The organism is Klebsiella sp. H-Nf2 (assembly GCF_002806645.1).
GTDB lineage: Bacteria > Pseudomonadota > Gammaproteobacteria > Enterobacterales > Enterobacteriaceae > Klebsiella > Klebsiella variicola.
In genome coordinates this window covers 172,682-187,150 of record NZ_PIBL01000008.1, presented here as the reverse complement: position 1 = coordinate 187,150, position 14,469 = coordinate 172,682, and the positions used below count along the sequence as shown (strand labels likewise).

Below are 14,469 nucleotides of genomic sequence, written 5' to 3'. Positions count from 1 at the left end.
AAAGTTAGCACAAAATATGGCCTGGTGGGTGAGGGAGGCGCAAATGTCGGCATTCCCGGGGCGAATACCGACATTTTACCGGGGTTATCGTTTCAGCGGCGTGGCTTCAACTCCGGAATCAGCGTTTCTCCAGACTCTGTCGCAAGGAACCCGCTGGTGCGTGGCTGTTATTGCCGAGATAGCGAACGTCATCGACGGCCCAGCACTGGCCTTCCTGGATCATCAGCACTTCATCTTTCCAGCTTTGGGTGCCCTGTTTCAGTTCGACGCGCAGCGGAATATTGCGCGCATCACGGTTCGGGATGGTGGAGGCGCTGGCAACGACGGCGCTGTCCGCCGGGGTGCTGCTGCTGGAGAACGGGTTAGCCTGTAACAGTTTGCTGTTGGCCGGATCCTGGCGGGCGTCGTTGAGTAACTGCGCCAGTCCGTCGCTCAGATAGGGGCGCAGTGCTGCCGGATCCTGAGTGCGGTTCTGGATCTGGGTGTCATAGAATTTTTGCGCTACGTCGTCAGGGCCGCCTTCAACGCAGGGGCCGCAGCGAGTGCCATTATCTTTATAGGCCGGGGTGACGGTCGTACAGGCGCTGAGCGCCAGCGCGCAAGGGAGAAGTACAGCAAGAAGTTTGTAGCGCATGATGATTTCCTTATAAGCAAACTACGTTTTCAGTTTCCGTTAAAGCATAGCGTATAGCGTGCGGATTGTACTTGACGCAAAGAGCTAAGACCTTGATGTGACTACGGCCTTAGGGCAGGAAATCGACAATGAGCATCACAGAATGATATTAAGGCAGGAAAAACCAGGCGCCGTTTAAAAATAAACAGACTTTTTGAGCAAACAAGAAACATTACCCGGCAATAGGATAATGTTTCTTGAGATATAAGATTAATTACTTCTTCTTATAGATGTTAGCGGAGACGTGCAGTTTTTTATCGGTATTACCGGAGGAGAGCACGATAACGTCCGCGCCTTTTTCATCGGCCTTTTTAATCAGTTCTTCTCGGGCATCGCTCGGCGCAGTCTGGCCAGTAGAGGAAATGGTGCCGATTTTGGTATATTGCGTATGGACCTTATTAAAGGCTTCTTTCGTTAAAATCTCAGCGGAGAAGGCGTTCGCCGTTAAAAACAATGCTGCACCTGCCACTAAAGCTGCATATTTCATATTTTTAAACTCCATTGTTTATTTTGCTATCATCATGCTCTTGTTTTAACTGACCAATGAGCGGTTTCAGATTGTACTAACGCCGCTTTTTTTTCAAGTGCAATACTGCAATTTTATGACGTTTAGGTAACTATTTTTTAAACAAAAGATGACGTGGTTCTCATTGATAATTCTTGCTTTTTTTTTTCCGGATGAACATAGGGGCGGTGCCAGACCTTTTTCCACTGTTGTTAGCTGAAAATTAGCTGAGGCGCCGGCAGGAGAAGGGGGCGGGGCGCTGACAGACATTCCCGGGAACATGGTTTATCATAAAGAAGAGCAGGGGCTACGCCCATGGTCATGCAGGTCACCAGGGAGACAAGATGTTAACGAATAAGCGAGAGAGTGCGCGGGAGCAGCGAGCCGCGTTGTGGGCCACCCGAGATAATGTCCAGAGACATGCGCTGTCGATGAGTATGCCCTGGCTGGCCTTCGTCAACATCGCTTTCGCGTTAATGATTTTCTTCCGTAATTTCATCTTCACTTATTTTGATCAGAAGTTACTGACGCACCAGGCGGTTATTCCTTATATTGAAGTGGCGCTGATTGCGGTCATTATTATTTCGACTATTTTAGCGGTCATCGCCGTCACGCCGCGGCTGGCGCAGGGGCGATATACGCTGAATATCATCACCGGGCTGCTGCTGGCGCTCAGCCTGTGCTGGTCCCTGAGTAATTACTGTTTTATTTTTTTCTGGACGTTGCCCTTCGCCTGGCCGCTGCTGGTGATTTTAATGACCACCGGTCTCACCGCGCTGTATCACCACTGGCCCGGAATTATCGCCTTTATGCTACCGATGTGGGTGACCGCCTTGCTGGCAGGGGTGCAGATTCACTATGACGCTGAAGTACGATTTTTGACCTTGTGGGCTATTTTTACGGCGATTTTGCTTTATGGGCGGCGTATTCTGCAGCGCTGGTATGACGAAGCCTGGGATACGCACCAGGAAAATATGCAGCTTATCCATCGGCTGGAAAGTATCGCCAACCAGGATGCCTTAACCGGAACGGCCAACCGCCGGGCACTGAATGCTTTTCTGGCGCAGCTCTGGGAGCAAAAAGCGCCGTTAGCGCTGATTATGATCGATGTCGATTACTTTAAGCGCTATAACGACCATTACGGTCATCAGGCCGGCGATGACTGCTTATCGTCTGTCGCGCAGGTGCTTAAAATGGCGGTGCGGGCTGAGGACGATCTGGTGGCCCGCTACGGCGGCGAAGAGTTTGTGGTGGCGCTGCCCGGGGTTTCCTTAGCGCACGCCACCGCCATTGCCGAGCGCATTCAGCAGAAAATCCACGACGCGGCCCTACCGCATGAAGCCTCAGCGGTGGCGGAGGTGGTGACCGTCAGTATGGGGATCGTGGCTTCCGATGGTACGGTCCCGGTGGAGGCGCTCATCGCCCGGGCGGACAGTGCGTTGTACCAGGCTAAAAATAAAGGACGTAATCAATGGTCTTATTAACCCGGCTCAACTGCCGGGCGAGGGAGAAGGGATGAAACGGATTGCGCGGATCGCCCTGCTGGCGCTGCTGCTAACCGGCTGTGCCGGGGAAAAGGGAATTATCGATCGCGATGGATACCAGCTGGACACTCGCCATCCGGCGCAGGCGGCCTATCCGCGAATAAAAGTGTTGGTGATCCACTATACGGCAGACAATTTTGATGTTTCTCTGGCGACGTTGACCGATAAAGAGGTCAGCTCCCACTATTTAATCCCCGAGCAGCCGCCGCGTTATCATCATAAACCGCGGATCTGGCAGCTGGTGCCGGAAGAGGATTTAGCCTGGCACGCCGGGGTGAGCTACTGGCGCGGCAGTACGCGTATCAATGATACGTCCATCGGCATTGAGCTGGAGAACCGCGGCTGGCAGAAGACGGCGGGCGTCAAAAGCTTTACCCCCTTTCGCCCGGAACAGATAGCGGCCCTGATCCCGCTGGCGCGCGATATTATCGCCCGCTACCATATTGCGCCACAGAACGTGGTCGCCCATGCGGACATCGCGCCGCAGCGCAAAGACGATCCGGGGCCATTATTCCCCTGGCAAGAGCTGGCGCAGCAGGGGATTGGCGCCTGGCCTGACGAGCAGCGGGTGGCCTTTTATCTGAACGGACGGTCGGCCAGCGATCCCGTTGACCCTGAGGTGGTGCTGGATTTACTGGCGCGCTATGGTTATCAGGTGACGCCGGAGATGACCCCCGCGCAGCAGAAGCGGGTGATTATCGCCTTCCAGATGCACTTCCGTCCGCAGCGCTGGGATGGCGTAGCGGATGCGCAAACCGAGGCGATAGCCGAGGCGCTGTTAGAAAAATATGGTCAGGGTTAGCGGTGAAGTTTACCGTGGTCGCGTAGCCAGGCGGCGGTACGCACAATGCCCTCGTCAAGTGTCACCACCGGCTGATAGCCCAGCTCATCCTGCGCGCGAGTGATATCAAGCGTAAAATCAAAATTCAGCTTAGAGACGCCGTAGTGGGTAAACGCGGGCTCTTTAGCCGTTTTATCGCCAAAACGCTCCATGCTGCGGGCGATAATATCCAGCATCGGGTAGGGAACTGAGCGGATCCGGCACTTGATGCCCAGCTCGTCGATCAGTTTCTGCACGATACTCCGCAAGGTGCGCGGTTCGCCATTGCTGATATTCCACGCGCGGGCGGAAGGGAGATGGTCGCAGTCTGACTGGCTTGCCAGCCACATCGCATGTACCGCATTTTCATAATAGGTCATGTCAACCAGCGCGCTGCCGCCCCGCGGCAACAGGACGCTGCCATAGTGCTGCATCATTTGAGCCAGTCGGGGAATAAAGACTTTATCGTGCGGCCCGAACAGGCTCTGCGGGCGCAGAATAGTAAAACGGGTATGCGGGTTGGCCTGCGCCAGCAGGTTGATCACCTCCTCGCTGGCCGCTTTGCTGCGGGCAAACTCGTTGGCGAAGCGGTGCGGGCGGAAATCTTCCTGGATATCGCGATGGTGGTGATAATCGAAATAGAGCGATGGCGAAGAGATATGGACGAAATTGCGCACCCCCCATGCCACAGACCATTCGCCCAGGCGACGGGTGGCGCGGACGTTAGCGAGATCGAAAGCCTGCTGGGTGCCCCAGGGCGAGGTAAAACTTGAGCAGTGCCACAGGGTATCGATACCGGCGAGCATCACTTTAGCCTGCGAAGAGACCAGCTCGGTTAAATCTGCCGGGATGAATTCCGCCCCCATCTTGCTCAGAAGCTTACCCATCGCTTCGTTGCGCCCGGTGGCTCGCACGCTGATGCCCTTATTGCGCAGATATTCCACTGCGTTGCGGCCTAATCCGCTGGTCGCACCGGTAACCAGTACCTTCATATCACTCAACTGTCCCAGAAAAGAATTTCGTGCGCATTTTTCCGTGATTCTCCCGACTATGCAATGAGAATCATGAAAGAATAATACTTATCCTTCGTCTATGCCTGAGATTTGTTCGGCCAGCCGGGCGATGCGTTGCGCCATACCGCGGAAAATAAACAGATGTGCCGGGATCATCAGCAGCCAGTAGACCAGTCCGGGCATACCGTGCGGGTGCCACCAGGCGCGCACGTCCAGTTCACGACGCTCGCCTTTATCGTTAATCGTAAAGCTTAACCGGCCCAGGCCCGGCGCTTTCATGCCGAATAATAAGGTTAGCTGTTTTTCTTCCTCCACGATAATCACCTTCCAGCTGTCGACCGTATCGCCGGTTTGCAAATAGTCGCGCTGTGGCCGCCCTTTGGCTAAGCGGTGGCCGACCAGCAGGTCCATCGCACCGCGGGTTTTCCACAGAATATTGCCGAAAAAATATCCCTCTTTACCGCCGATTTGGTTAACGACTTGCCACAGCGCCTTGCGGCTCGCCTGGGTGGTCACGGTACAGCCAGCCTGCTTCGGAAAGTAGCCGTACTCCGGGCGCCAGCGGGCGAAGGCCTGCGCGTCGTAGCCCCAGTCGCTGGAGTTTACCAGCCGCTCTTCGTCTTTCAGCGTCAGGCGGACTGCCTGATCGAAGGGGATCAGCGTTTGTGGGATCAGCGCGCGCAGGGCGCGGTCGTCGGCAATCAGATCGTGCTTCAGCCCCTGGATCAACGCCTTGGCGATGGTTGGCGGCACCGAGGTGATAACGTTAAGAAACCACACCGAGATCCAGCGCGTCGGCAAGGGGATGGGAATGAGAGGGCGATGTTTGCCGCTGACGGCCATAAAGCGAATGAACTGCTGCTGATAGCTTAAGACCTCCGGACCGGCGGCTTCAAAGACGCGGTGTTCGCGGGACGGATGGTTCAGCAGCTCAACCAGGTCAAAGAGCAGATTTTCCAGGGCGACAGGGGTGGTACGCGAGCGTACCCAGCGCGGGGGAGTGAGCACTGGCAGGTTATAAACCATGTCGCGCATCACCTCGAAGGCGGCAGAGCCGGCGCCGACGATAATCCCGGCCCGCAGTTCGGTCACGGGTACACCCGACTCACGCAGGACATCGCCGGTTACCTGACGGGCGCGCAGATGGTCAGATTGTTCCTGCACCGGGGCCTGCAGCGAACTGAGAAATATCACCTGGCGCACTGACGACTGACGTAGGGCATCGCGCACATGCGTGGCCACCCGCCGCTCATGGGCGATAAAATCGCCGCCTTCGCCCATACCGTGTACCAGATAATAAAGGGTATCGATGCCGGCGAGCAGTGCAGGCAGAGCCTGCGGCTGATTAAGATCGACTGACCGGCAGGTAACGCCGGGCAAATCGAGCTTTTGCAGTCGGTCGATATGACGTGCCGCCGCCAGCACTGGATAACTCCGCGCACTTAACTCGCGCACCAAATGCTGGCCAATATAGCCGCTGGCGCCGAGCACCAGAACAGATTGCGACACGCCTGACTCCTTAGCGCTGTAAAAAAGCCTGCCAGTGCGCGACCACCTCGCTCAGCTGCTGACGATTGACATCCAGGTGAGTGACCAGACGGACAACAGGCGAGGCGTTGATCAACACGCCGCGCGCCTGCATAAACTCGCCGAGCGCCGGGGCCTGCGCTTCACCGACGCGCACAAACAGCATGTTAGTATCGTGGCGGGTGACGTCGGCGCCGATGGCGCGCAGCTGCTCCGCCATCCACGCGGCGTTGTCATGATCCTCCTGCAGGCGCTGTACGTTATTTTTCAGCGCGTACAGCCCGCCAGCAGCCAGAATGCCCGCCTGGCGCATGCCGCCGCCGACCATTTTCCGCCAGCGGATGGCACGGCGAATGTACGCCTCGCTGCCGAGCAGCAGCGAGCCTACCGGAGCGCCAAGCCCCTTTGACAGGCAGATGGTGAAGGAGTCGCAGTACTGGGCGATATCACGCAGTTCGCAGCCGTAGGCCACCACGGCGTTAAAGATGCGCGCGCCGTCGACGTGCAGCGCCAGGTCGCGCTGGCGGGTAAATGCCCAGGCTTCCTGCAGATAGTCGCGCGGCAGCACCTTACCGTTATGGGTATTTTCCAGGCTGAGCAGACGGGTGGGGGCGAAATGAATATCGTCGGGTTTGATTTTCGCCGCCACTTTCTCCAGCGGCAGCGAACCATCCGCTGCGGCGTCAATCGGCTGTGGCTGAATACTGCCGAGTACCGCCGCGCCGCCGGCTTCGTACAGATAGTTATGTGCCCCCTGGCCGACGATATACTCTTCGCCGCGCTGGCAGTGGCTGAGCAGACCAACGAGGTTGGCCTGGGTGCCGGTGGGCAGAAACAGCGCCGCCTCTTTGCCGGCGAGATCGGCGGCATAGCGCTGAAGTTCATTGACGGTAGGGTCGTCGCCATACACATCGTCCCCGACCGGGGCGGCCATCATGGCTTCCAGCATGGCACGCCCGGGGCGGGTAACGGTATCACTGCGCAGATCGATCACGGCTTTTCCTTGTTCTGGTTCAGAGTATGGCTTCTGTTTTACCTGAGCCAGTTGGTTTTCGCCAGTTCGATGACTTCATCGCCGCGCCCGCTGATGATCGCCCGCAGCATATACAGGCTAAAACCTTTCGCTTGTTCCAGCTTGATCTGCGGCGGGATCGCCAGTTCCTCTTTAGCGACGACGACATCGACCAGCACCGGGCCGTCGGTGCGAAAAGCGGTCTGCAGCGCTTCATCCACCTCGGAGGCTTTTTCAACGCGAATACCTTTGATACCGCAGGCTTCGGCGATGCGGGCGAAGTTAGTATCGTGGAGCTCTGTACCGTCGGTGAGATAGCCCCCGGCCTTCATCTCCATCGCCACGAAGCCCAGCACGCTGTTGTTAAAGATGACAATTTTCACCGGCAGCTTCATCTGCGCCAGCGACAGAAAATCGCCCATCAGCATGCTGAAGCCGCCGTCGCCGCACATGGCCACCACCTGCCGCTCCGGCGCAGTGGCCTGGACGCCGATGGCCTGCGGCATGGCGTTGGCCATTGAGCCTTGGTTGAACGAGCCCAGCAGACGGCGTTTGCCGTTCATTTTGAGGTAGCGTGCTGCCCAGACGGTCGGGGTACCGACATCGCAGGTGAAAATGGCGTCTTCATCGGCAAAATGACTGATCTGCTGCGCCAGATACTGCGGGTGAATGGCTTTATCACTGGGTTTAGCCAGATCGTCCAGGCCTTTTCGCGCGTCGCGATAGTGCTCCAGCGCCTTATCCAGGAAGTGGCGATCGGTTTTCTCTTCCAGCAGCGGCAGTAGCGCTTTCAAGGTCGATTTAATATCGCCCACCAGCGCCATATCGACCTTACTGTGCGCGCCGATGCTGCCGGGGTTGATGTCGATCTGAATAATTTTGGCGTCGGTTGGATAGAAGGCGCGATAGGGGAACTGGGTGCCCAGCAGGATCAGGGTATCGGCATTCATCATGGTGTGGAAGCCAGAGGAGAAGCCAATCAACCCGGTCATGCCGACATCGTACGGATTGTCGTACTCCACGTGCTCTTTACCGCGCAGGGCGTGGACGATGGGGGCTTTTATTTTGGCCGCGAACTCCACCAGCTCCTGGTGAGCGCCGGCGCAGCCGCTGCCGCACATGAGCGCGATATTGCTGGAGTAGCGAATAAGCTGCGCCAGCTTGCGCAGTTCTTCTTCCGCCGGAGTGACCGTTGGCAACGGCGCATGATACCAGTGGCTGCTGGCGCTCTCCGGGGCGGCCTTCAGCGCCACGTCGCCGGGCAGCACCACCACCGAGACGCCGCGGTTAATCACCGCTTTACGCATGGCGATGGCCAGCACCTGCGGAATTTGTTCCGGGGTGGAGACCAGCTCGCAGTAGTGGCTGCATTCGCGGAACAGTTCCTGAGGATGGGTCTCCTGAAAATAGCCGCTGCCGATTTCGCTGGAGGGGATGTGGGCGGCAATGGCCAGCACCGGCACATGGTTACGATGACAGTCAAACAGACCGTTAATCAAATGCAGGTTACCCGGTCCGCAGGAGCCGGCGCAGACCGCCAGTTCGCCGGTCAGTTGCGCCTCGGCGCCAGCGGCGAAAGCAGCGACCTCTTCGTGCCGGGTGGGCATCCAGTCAATGGTGCCCATGCGGTTCAGACTATCGCTCAATCCATTGAGGGAATCTCCGGTGACGCCCCAGATACGTTTCACGCCAGCCTGTTCCAGCGTTTTGGCAATGTATGCGGCCACGGTTTGTTTCATGATCTCCATCTCCTTTTTGTGATAACGCCTTCAAGCTTAGATGAAACTGCAGGTTACGTTGCTGATTGCCCCTTATTTTTTGCTGGTTTTATTGCTGAAAAATTGTGCATACTCAGGGACCTCACAGGTTGTAAAACAGGAAGCACATCAGATGGTTAAGGGAATGTTAAACGCAGTAAATAAAACGCTGTCGCATGACGACGCCGGTAAACTCTTGTTACGACTCGCCGTCGGCGGGTTAATGCTGTTTCACGGTCTGCACAAGCTGCTGGACGGCGTGGGCGGAATCAGCGGCATGCTGGTGGCGAAGGGGTTGCCGGGGTTTATCGCCTACGGTGTGCTGGTGGGGGAAGTGGTCGCTCCCTGCTTGTTAATTCTCGGCGTCCTGACCCGCCCGGCGGCGCTGGTGCTGGCGTTCACCATGGTGGTGGCGTGGCTGATGGTCGGTCTCGGCAAGACGTTTGCGCTTGATGCGGTGGGGGCGTGGGCGATCGAGAACCTGGTCTATTTCTTTGTTGGCGCGCTGGCGATTGCGCTACTCGGCGCAGGGCGTTATTCGCTGGCCGGCCAGTCGGCCTGGCGGTAAAAATGCCTCATTCGTCCTGGGGCGTAAAGTCGATACTGTTGCCGGTTTGCAACTTTTTCAGTATGAGAAAATGTTTATCTCATGTCGCCTGAGCGTTTATTGTCGCCCGGGATTTTCCCGGAGGCGGCGCATTGCGCCTTCTCCGGGCTACCCAATCGCACAGCGCTGTAGCCCCGGTAAGCGGTAGCGCCACCGGGGATTTTGACCTCAGGCGAGAACCAGATCGCTCTGCGGATGGCAGGAGCAGGCCAGCACATAGCCGTCGGCGATTTCGGCGTCGGTTAACGTCATGGTGCTGGTGACGCTGTACTTCCCGGAAACCACTTTGGTTTTACAGCAGCCGCAGACGCCGGCGCGGCAGGCGACGGTCACCGGCACCTTATTGCTCTCAAGCGCATCAAGCAGTGTGGTGCCCACCGGCGCGTAAAACTCGCGCGCTGGCTGCAGTTTGGTAAATTTCAGGCCACTGGTCGCGGCCTCTGCCACCGGGGTGAAGAACTTCTCTTTAAAGAAGCGGGTGACGCCCAGGGCGGCAACATCCTGCTCGACCTTCTCCATATAAGGCGCCGGGCCGCAGGTCATCACGGTGCGGCTGGCTAAATCCGGCACGCTCTGCAGCAGCTCCCGGGTCAGACGGCCGGCGACAAAGCCATGAGTGGCATGGTGCTCTGCCACCAGGGTGACCGGATACTGGCGCCACTCCTCGGCAAAGATCACATCCTCCGGCGAACGCACGCTATAGATCACCTGCACGTCGGCCTGCGGTCGATACTTCGCCAGCCAGCGACGCATCGACATTATCGGCGTTACGCCGCAGCCGGCGGCCAGCAGCAGGAATTTATCTTCCGCTTTATCGTCGCAGGTAAACTCGCCCATCGCATCGGACAGCCAAAGGTAATCGCCGCGTTTGACCTCGCAGGTCAACCACTGCGAACCCGCACCCTCGTCAATACGGCGAACGGTCAGCGTAATGTACTCGCTGACCCCCGGTGTGGAAGAGAGGGTATAGGCGCGCAGTGTTTCCGCCGAGTGACCCACGCTGACCAGGGCGTACTGGCCGGCGCGGTACGGATAGTAATCGTGGCACAGCAGCGAAAGGGTCCACACGTCCGGGGTTTCCTGGTGAATGTGGTGAACCTGCATCCGCCACGGGCACTGGGAGGTTGGCATGGTCATCAGGGACTCCTTACGCGCTCAGCAGCTGCTGCATATCTTGTTCTACGGTGGTCACCGAACGCAGACCAAACTTCTCATTGAGGACCGCCAGCAGATCCGGAGTGAAGAAGCCAGGCGCCGTCGGGCCGGTGACGATGTTTTTCACCCCCAGCGACAGTAGCGTCAGCAGAATGACGATCGCTTTTTGTTCAAACCAGGAGAGCACCAGCGACAGCGGTAGATCGTTAACGCCGCAGCCCAGTTTTTCCGCCAGCGTAACCGCGAGAATAATTGCCGAGTAGGCATCGTTGCACTGACCGGCGTCGACCAGACGCGGCAGGCCTTCGATATCACCGAAGTCCAGCTTGTTGAAGCGATATTTACCGCAGGCCAGCGTCAGGATCAGGCAGTCGTCCGGCACGCTGGTGGCGAAATCAGTGAAGTAGTTACGTTCGCCGCGGGCGCCATCGCAGCCGCCGACGAGGAAGATATGGCGCAGTTTTTCACGGCTGACCAGATCGATCAGCGTATCCGCCGCGCCAAGCAGGGTCTGACGGCCAAAGCCGACGGTGATCAGATGCGGGATTTCGCTGTACGGGAAGCCCGCCATCTGCTGCGCCTGGGCGATAACCGGGGAGAAGTCTTCACCTTCCAGATGATTCACGCCCGGCCAGCCGACGATGCTGCGGGTCCAGATGCGGTCGTCGTAGGCGCCGACGGTGGGGTCGATGATGCAGTTAGAGGTCATCACGATAGGGCCCGGGAAGCGGGCGAATTCCACCTGCTGGTTCTGCCAGCCGCTGCCGTAGTTGCCGATCAGATGTTTGAATTTACGCAGCTCCGGATAGCCGTGCGCCGGCAGCATTTCGCCGTGGGTATAGACGTTGACGCCGGTGCCTTCCGTCTGCTCCAGCAGGTTGTAGAGATCTTTCAGGTCGTGGCCGGAGATCAGGATGCACTTCCCTTCGGTGGCTTTAACGTTGACCTGAGTCGGCGTTGGGTGGCCGTATTTGGTGGTTTCACCGGCGTCAAGGATGCTCATCACCTGGAAGTTCATCTGGCCGATCTCCATCGAACATTCGAGCAGCGCGTTCATATCCGCGGGCCAGGTTCCCAGCCATGCCATGATTTTATGGTACTGGGCATAAATCGCGTTGTCGTACTGGCCGAGTACGTGGGCGTGCTCCATATAGGCCGCCGCGCCTTTCAGACCGTACAGGCACAGCAGGCGCAGGCCGAGGATATTCTCGCCGATGGCGGCTTTATCTTTATTTGGGGCATAGTCTGCCGCCTGACGCTGCAGGTCACCCAGATCGTCGCTGACCAGGTGTAGATCGGCTACCGGGTTATCAACCGCGGCGCTGGCGTCGAGATTCAGGCACTGTGCTTTCAGCGCCTCACGCAGGGCAATCGCCTGACGGGCATAGCCGACGATACGCGGAGAATCGAAGTTGACGTTGGTCAGGGTGGAGAAGAAGGCGCGGGGGGCAAAGCTGTCGACCTCATGATCGATAATGCCATATTCGCGGGCCTTGAGCGCCCAGGCGGACAGGCCTTGCAGTGACGCAATCAGCAGATCCTGCAGATCGGAGGTTTCCGCTGTTTTACCGCACATCCCCTGCGCGTAAGAGCAGCCGTTGCCGGCTGGGGTACGAATGGTTTGTTCACATTGCACACAAAACATGGTCACACCTTTAAAGTTATATTTAATATACATGTTTAAGGTTATGCCGCATGGCACAAGGTGAAAAGGCATTTCTGATACAACTTAAAGGGAGATTGATTTAGCGCAAATTTGGCGGCAGGAAGGCTGCCGCCAGCGCGTACTCAGGCGGTAAAAAAGGCGATCAGGATCGGGACCAGCAGGCTAAGCAGAAAACCGTGCACGATGGCGGCAGGAACAATCTCGACGCCGCCGGAACGCTGGAGTACCGGTAAGGTGAAGTCCATCGAAGTGGCGCCGCACAGCCCCAGCGCTGTGGAGCGGCTGCGGCGAACAAGGCCCGGAATTAACATGATAGCCAGCAGCTCGCGACACAGATCGTTAAAGAACGCCGCGCTGCCTATCACCGGACCAAAGGATTCGGTGAGTAAAATACCGGAGAGCGAGTACCAGCCGAAACCGCTCGCCATCGCCAGACCGGTCTTTAACGGCAGACCGAGAATAAAGGCGTTAAGTATCCCGCCGAGTAATGAGCTGGCCATAACCACCACGGCGACGATCATTCCCCGACGGTTAAGGACTATTTGTCGCAGACTCATTCCATTATTGCGTAATTGAATACCGACGAGGAACAGGAGAAAGATCAGCGTATATTCGCTGGCTTCGGTCGCGTGCTGTAAAAAAGACAGGCCGGTCAGGCCGAGCAGAAAACCGAGCACGACCACGCCGCACAGCTGCAGCGATTCCAGGGCCATGGCCAGGCGCGAGGGTAATTTCTCCTGCCGATGCTGGCTGCGCCATGGCATTTTACTTTCCAGCCACAGCAGGGCGGCAATATTACACAGTAAAATAATGACCACGCTCACCGCGGCGTAATGCAATATGGCCAGCAGGTTGCTGGCCATATTGTCGAGGAACGCCAGGCTGATACCCATAAAAAAAAGGATGACATAGACAATCCAGCTGAGCATCCGGTTAATCAGTTTTAGCGCGGAGGGTTGACGAAGTGGCACCAGATAGCCGACAACCAGCGGCAACAGAATGATGAAGAGTCCCGAGAACATGAACGATGCAGCCCTTGCATAATGAGAATAGCGCCCATGACACTACCCAAATCACCGGGCCGAGTAAAGCTGTCACCAGAAAGAAAAAGCCCGGAAACCCGGGCTTTAAAAAGGATTAATCGCGTTTTTCCAGCAGGGTGCGATACAGAACGCCGCCGAGGATCCCGCCGACGATCGGCATGACCCAGAACAGCCACAGCTGCTGCAGCGCCCAGCCGCCCTGGAAAATCGCTACCGCGGTGCTGCGCGCCGGGTTGACCGAGGTGTTGGTGACCGGAATGCTGATCAAATGGATGAGGGTCAGCGCCAGGCCGATGGCGATCGGCGCAAAGCCCGCCGGCGCGTGTTTATCGGTCGCGCCATGGATAACCAGCAGGAAGCCGCAGGTCAGGACAATTTCAATGACGATAGCCGACAGCATGGAGAAGCCGCCCGGGGAGTGTTCGCCATAGCCGTTAGAAGCAAAGCCGCTGGCGGCGGCATCAAAGCCGGCTTTACCGCTGGCCACCACATACAGCACCGCCGCGGCAATAATGCCGCCGACCACCTGAGCGATGATATAGCCAATGACCTCTTTCGCCGGGAAACGGCCGCCGGCCCACAGACCCAAGGTCACTGCCGGGTTGAAATGCCCCCCGGAAATATGGCCAACCGCAAACGCCATGGTTAATACCGTTAAGCCAAATGCCAACGCGACGCCGGCAAAACCAATGCCGAGCTCAGGGAATGCTGCGGCAAGCACGGCGCTACCGCAGCCACCAAATACAAGCCAGAAGGTGCCGAAGCATTCGGCTGCTAATTTTCTGAACATAACCACCTCAATTAAAATGTATACGCGCACGAGCGGACCGTGCCGGTCTTTATTTATCGTGATAAGGGATGACGATAAAAATAAAGCGGCGTTATTCTAGAGATAACCGCCATCCCAGAGCCAGTTAAATATATTGATATTATTTGATTTAGGGCAAGGTGAGTGGATTCCTTTTGCCAGTTTAGCCTTTCCTTTATCCGTGGAAGATTATCAATAGTGTAGAACATAACGCCTGAAATAAAATTATTTTGTTTGATGAATAATCAACAGTCGGTAATAGGTGATAAGTGAGTAATTTTATGAATATATTTAATCTGCTGAATATGATGCGCCGATGCGATTAAGCAGAGTGTCATC

At 57.0% G+C, this 14,469-nt stretch carries 13 protein-coding genes; 3 read left to right on the top strand and 10 right to left on the bottom strand.

Features of this window, described 5'->3' with window-relative positions:
* Positions 1-118: 118 nt before the first annotated feature.
* Both CWM58_RS19255 and yahO read right to left on the bottom strand, forming a co-directional pair.
* The gene (locus tag CWM58_RS19255; RefSeq protein WP_100681559.1) at positions 119-634 is read right to left on the bottom strand and encodes a lipoprotein; all 516 of its coding nucleotides are present in this window, start codon (positions 632-634) and stop codon (positions 119-121) included.
* Between the two features lie 253 nt (positions 635-887).
* Positions 888-1,160, bottom strand: a complete 273-nt coding sequence (yahO, locus tag CWM58_RS19250) for a DUF1471 family periplasmic protein YahO (protein WP_008805825.1) — start codon at positions 1,158-1,160, stop codon at positions 888-890.
* Positions 1,161-1,522: 362 nt separating this feature from the next.
* On the opposite strand from yahO, the gene CWM58_RS19245 reads away from it, so the two are divergent.
* Both CWM58_RS19245 and CWM58_RS19240 read left to right on the top strand, forming a co-directional pair.
* Entirely contained in the window at positions 1,523-2,662 is a 1,140-nt protein-coding gene (locus CWM58_RS19245) for a GGDEF domain-containing protein (RefSeq protein ID WP_100681558.1), read from the top strand.
* Positions 2,663-2,693: 31 nt separating this feature from the next.
* On the top strand, positions 2,694-3,524 hold the full coding sequence (locus tag CWM58_RS19240; protein ID WP_061155206.1) for an N-acetylmuramoyl-L-alanine amidase: 831 nt from the start codon (positions 2,694-2,696) through the stop codon (positions 3,522-3,524).
* On the opposite strand, the gene CWM58_RS19235 is transcribed toward CWM58_RS19240, so the two are convergent.
* The 4 genes from CWM58_RS19235 to poxB all read right to left on the bottom strand — a co-directional run bounded on the left by CWM58_RS19235 (position 3,521) and on the right by poxB (position 8,833).
* The gene (locus tag CWM58_RS19235; RefSeq protein ID WP_061155205.1) at positions 3,521-4,534 is read right to left on the bottom strand and encodes an NAD-dependent epimerase/dehydratase family protein; all 1,014 of its coding nucleotides are present in this window, start codon (positions 4,532-4,534) and stop codon (positions 3,521-3,523) included. The two genes, CWM58_RS19240 and CWM58_RS19235, sit on opposite strands and share 4 nt — an antisense overlap.
* Positions 4,535-4,621: 87 nt before the next feature.
* The gene (locus CWM58_RS19230) at positions 4,622-6,064 is read right to left on the bottom strand and encodes a DUF2867 domain-containing protein (protein WP_100681557.1); all 1,443 of its coding nucleotides are present in this window, start codon (positions 6,062-6,064) and stop codon (positions 4,622-4,624) included.
* A gap of 10 nt (positions 6,065-6,074) precedes the next feature.
* On the bottom strand, positions 6,075-7,076 hold the full coding sequence (gene ltaE, locus CWM58_RS19225) for a low-specificity L-threonine aldolase (RefSeq protein ID WP_061155203.1): 1,002 nt from the start codon (positions 7,074-7,076) through the stop codon (positions 6,075-6,077).
* Between the two features lie 38 nt (positions 7,077-7,114).
* Positions 7,115-8,833, bottom strand: coding sequence for a ubiquinone-dependent pyruvate dehydrogenase (poxB, locus tag CWM58_RS19220; RefSeq protein ID WP_100681575.1), 1,719 nt, complete (start codon positions 8,831-8,833; stop codon positions 7,115-7,117).
* A gap of 151 nt (positions 8,834-8,984) precedes the next feature.
* Here poxB and CWM58_RS19215 point away from each other — a divergent pair, with 151 nt between their 5' ends.
* Positions 8,985-9,419: a DoxX family protein gene (locus CWM58_RS19215; RefSeq protein WP_016160554.1), complete on the top strand. Its 435-nt coding sequence runs from the start codon at positions 8,985-8,987 to the stop codon at positions 9,417-9,419.
* Between the two features lie 207 nt (positions 9,420-9,626).
* Here the strand turns inward: CWM58_RS19215 and hcr are convergent, their stop codons facing one another.
* From hcr to aqpZ, 4 genes are all read right to left on the bottom strand, one after another.
* Positions 9,627-10,595, bottom strand: a complete 969-nt coding sequence (hcr, locus tag CWM58_RS19205; protein WP_100681556.1) for an NADH oxidoreductase — start codon at positions 10,593-10,595, stop codon at positions 9,627-9,629.
* Between the two features lie 10 nt (positions 10,596-10,605).
* The gene (hcp, locus tag CWM58_RS19200) at positions 10,606-12,258 is read right to left on the bottom strand and encodes a hydroxylamine reductase (RefSeq protein ID WP_100681574.1); all 1,653 of its coding nucleotides are present in this window, start codon (positions 12,256-12,258) and stop codon (positions 10,606-10,608) included.
* A gap of 143 nt (positions 12,259-12,401) precedes the next feature.
* Positions 12,402-13,301: a lysine exporter LysO family protein gene (locus CWM58_RS19195; protein WP_100681555.1), complete on the bottom strand. Its 900-nt coding sequence runs from the start codon at positions 13,299-13,301 to the stop codon at positions 12,402-12,404.
* Positions 13,302-13,416: 115 nt separating this feature from the next.
* Positions 13,417-14,112, bottom strand: a complete 696-nt coding sequence (gene aqpZ, locus CWM58_RS19190; protein WP_002896434.1) for an aquaporin Z — start codon at positions 14,110-14,112, stop codon at positions 13,417-13,419.
* Between the last annotated feature and the right edge of the window lie 357 nt (positions 14,113-14,469).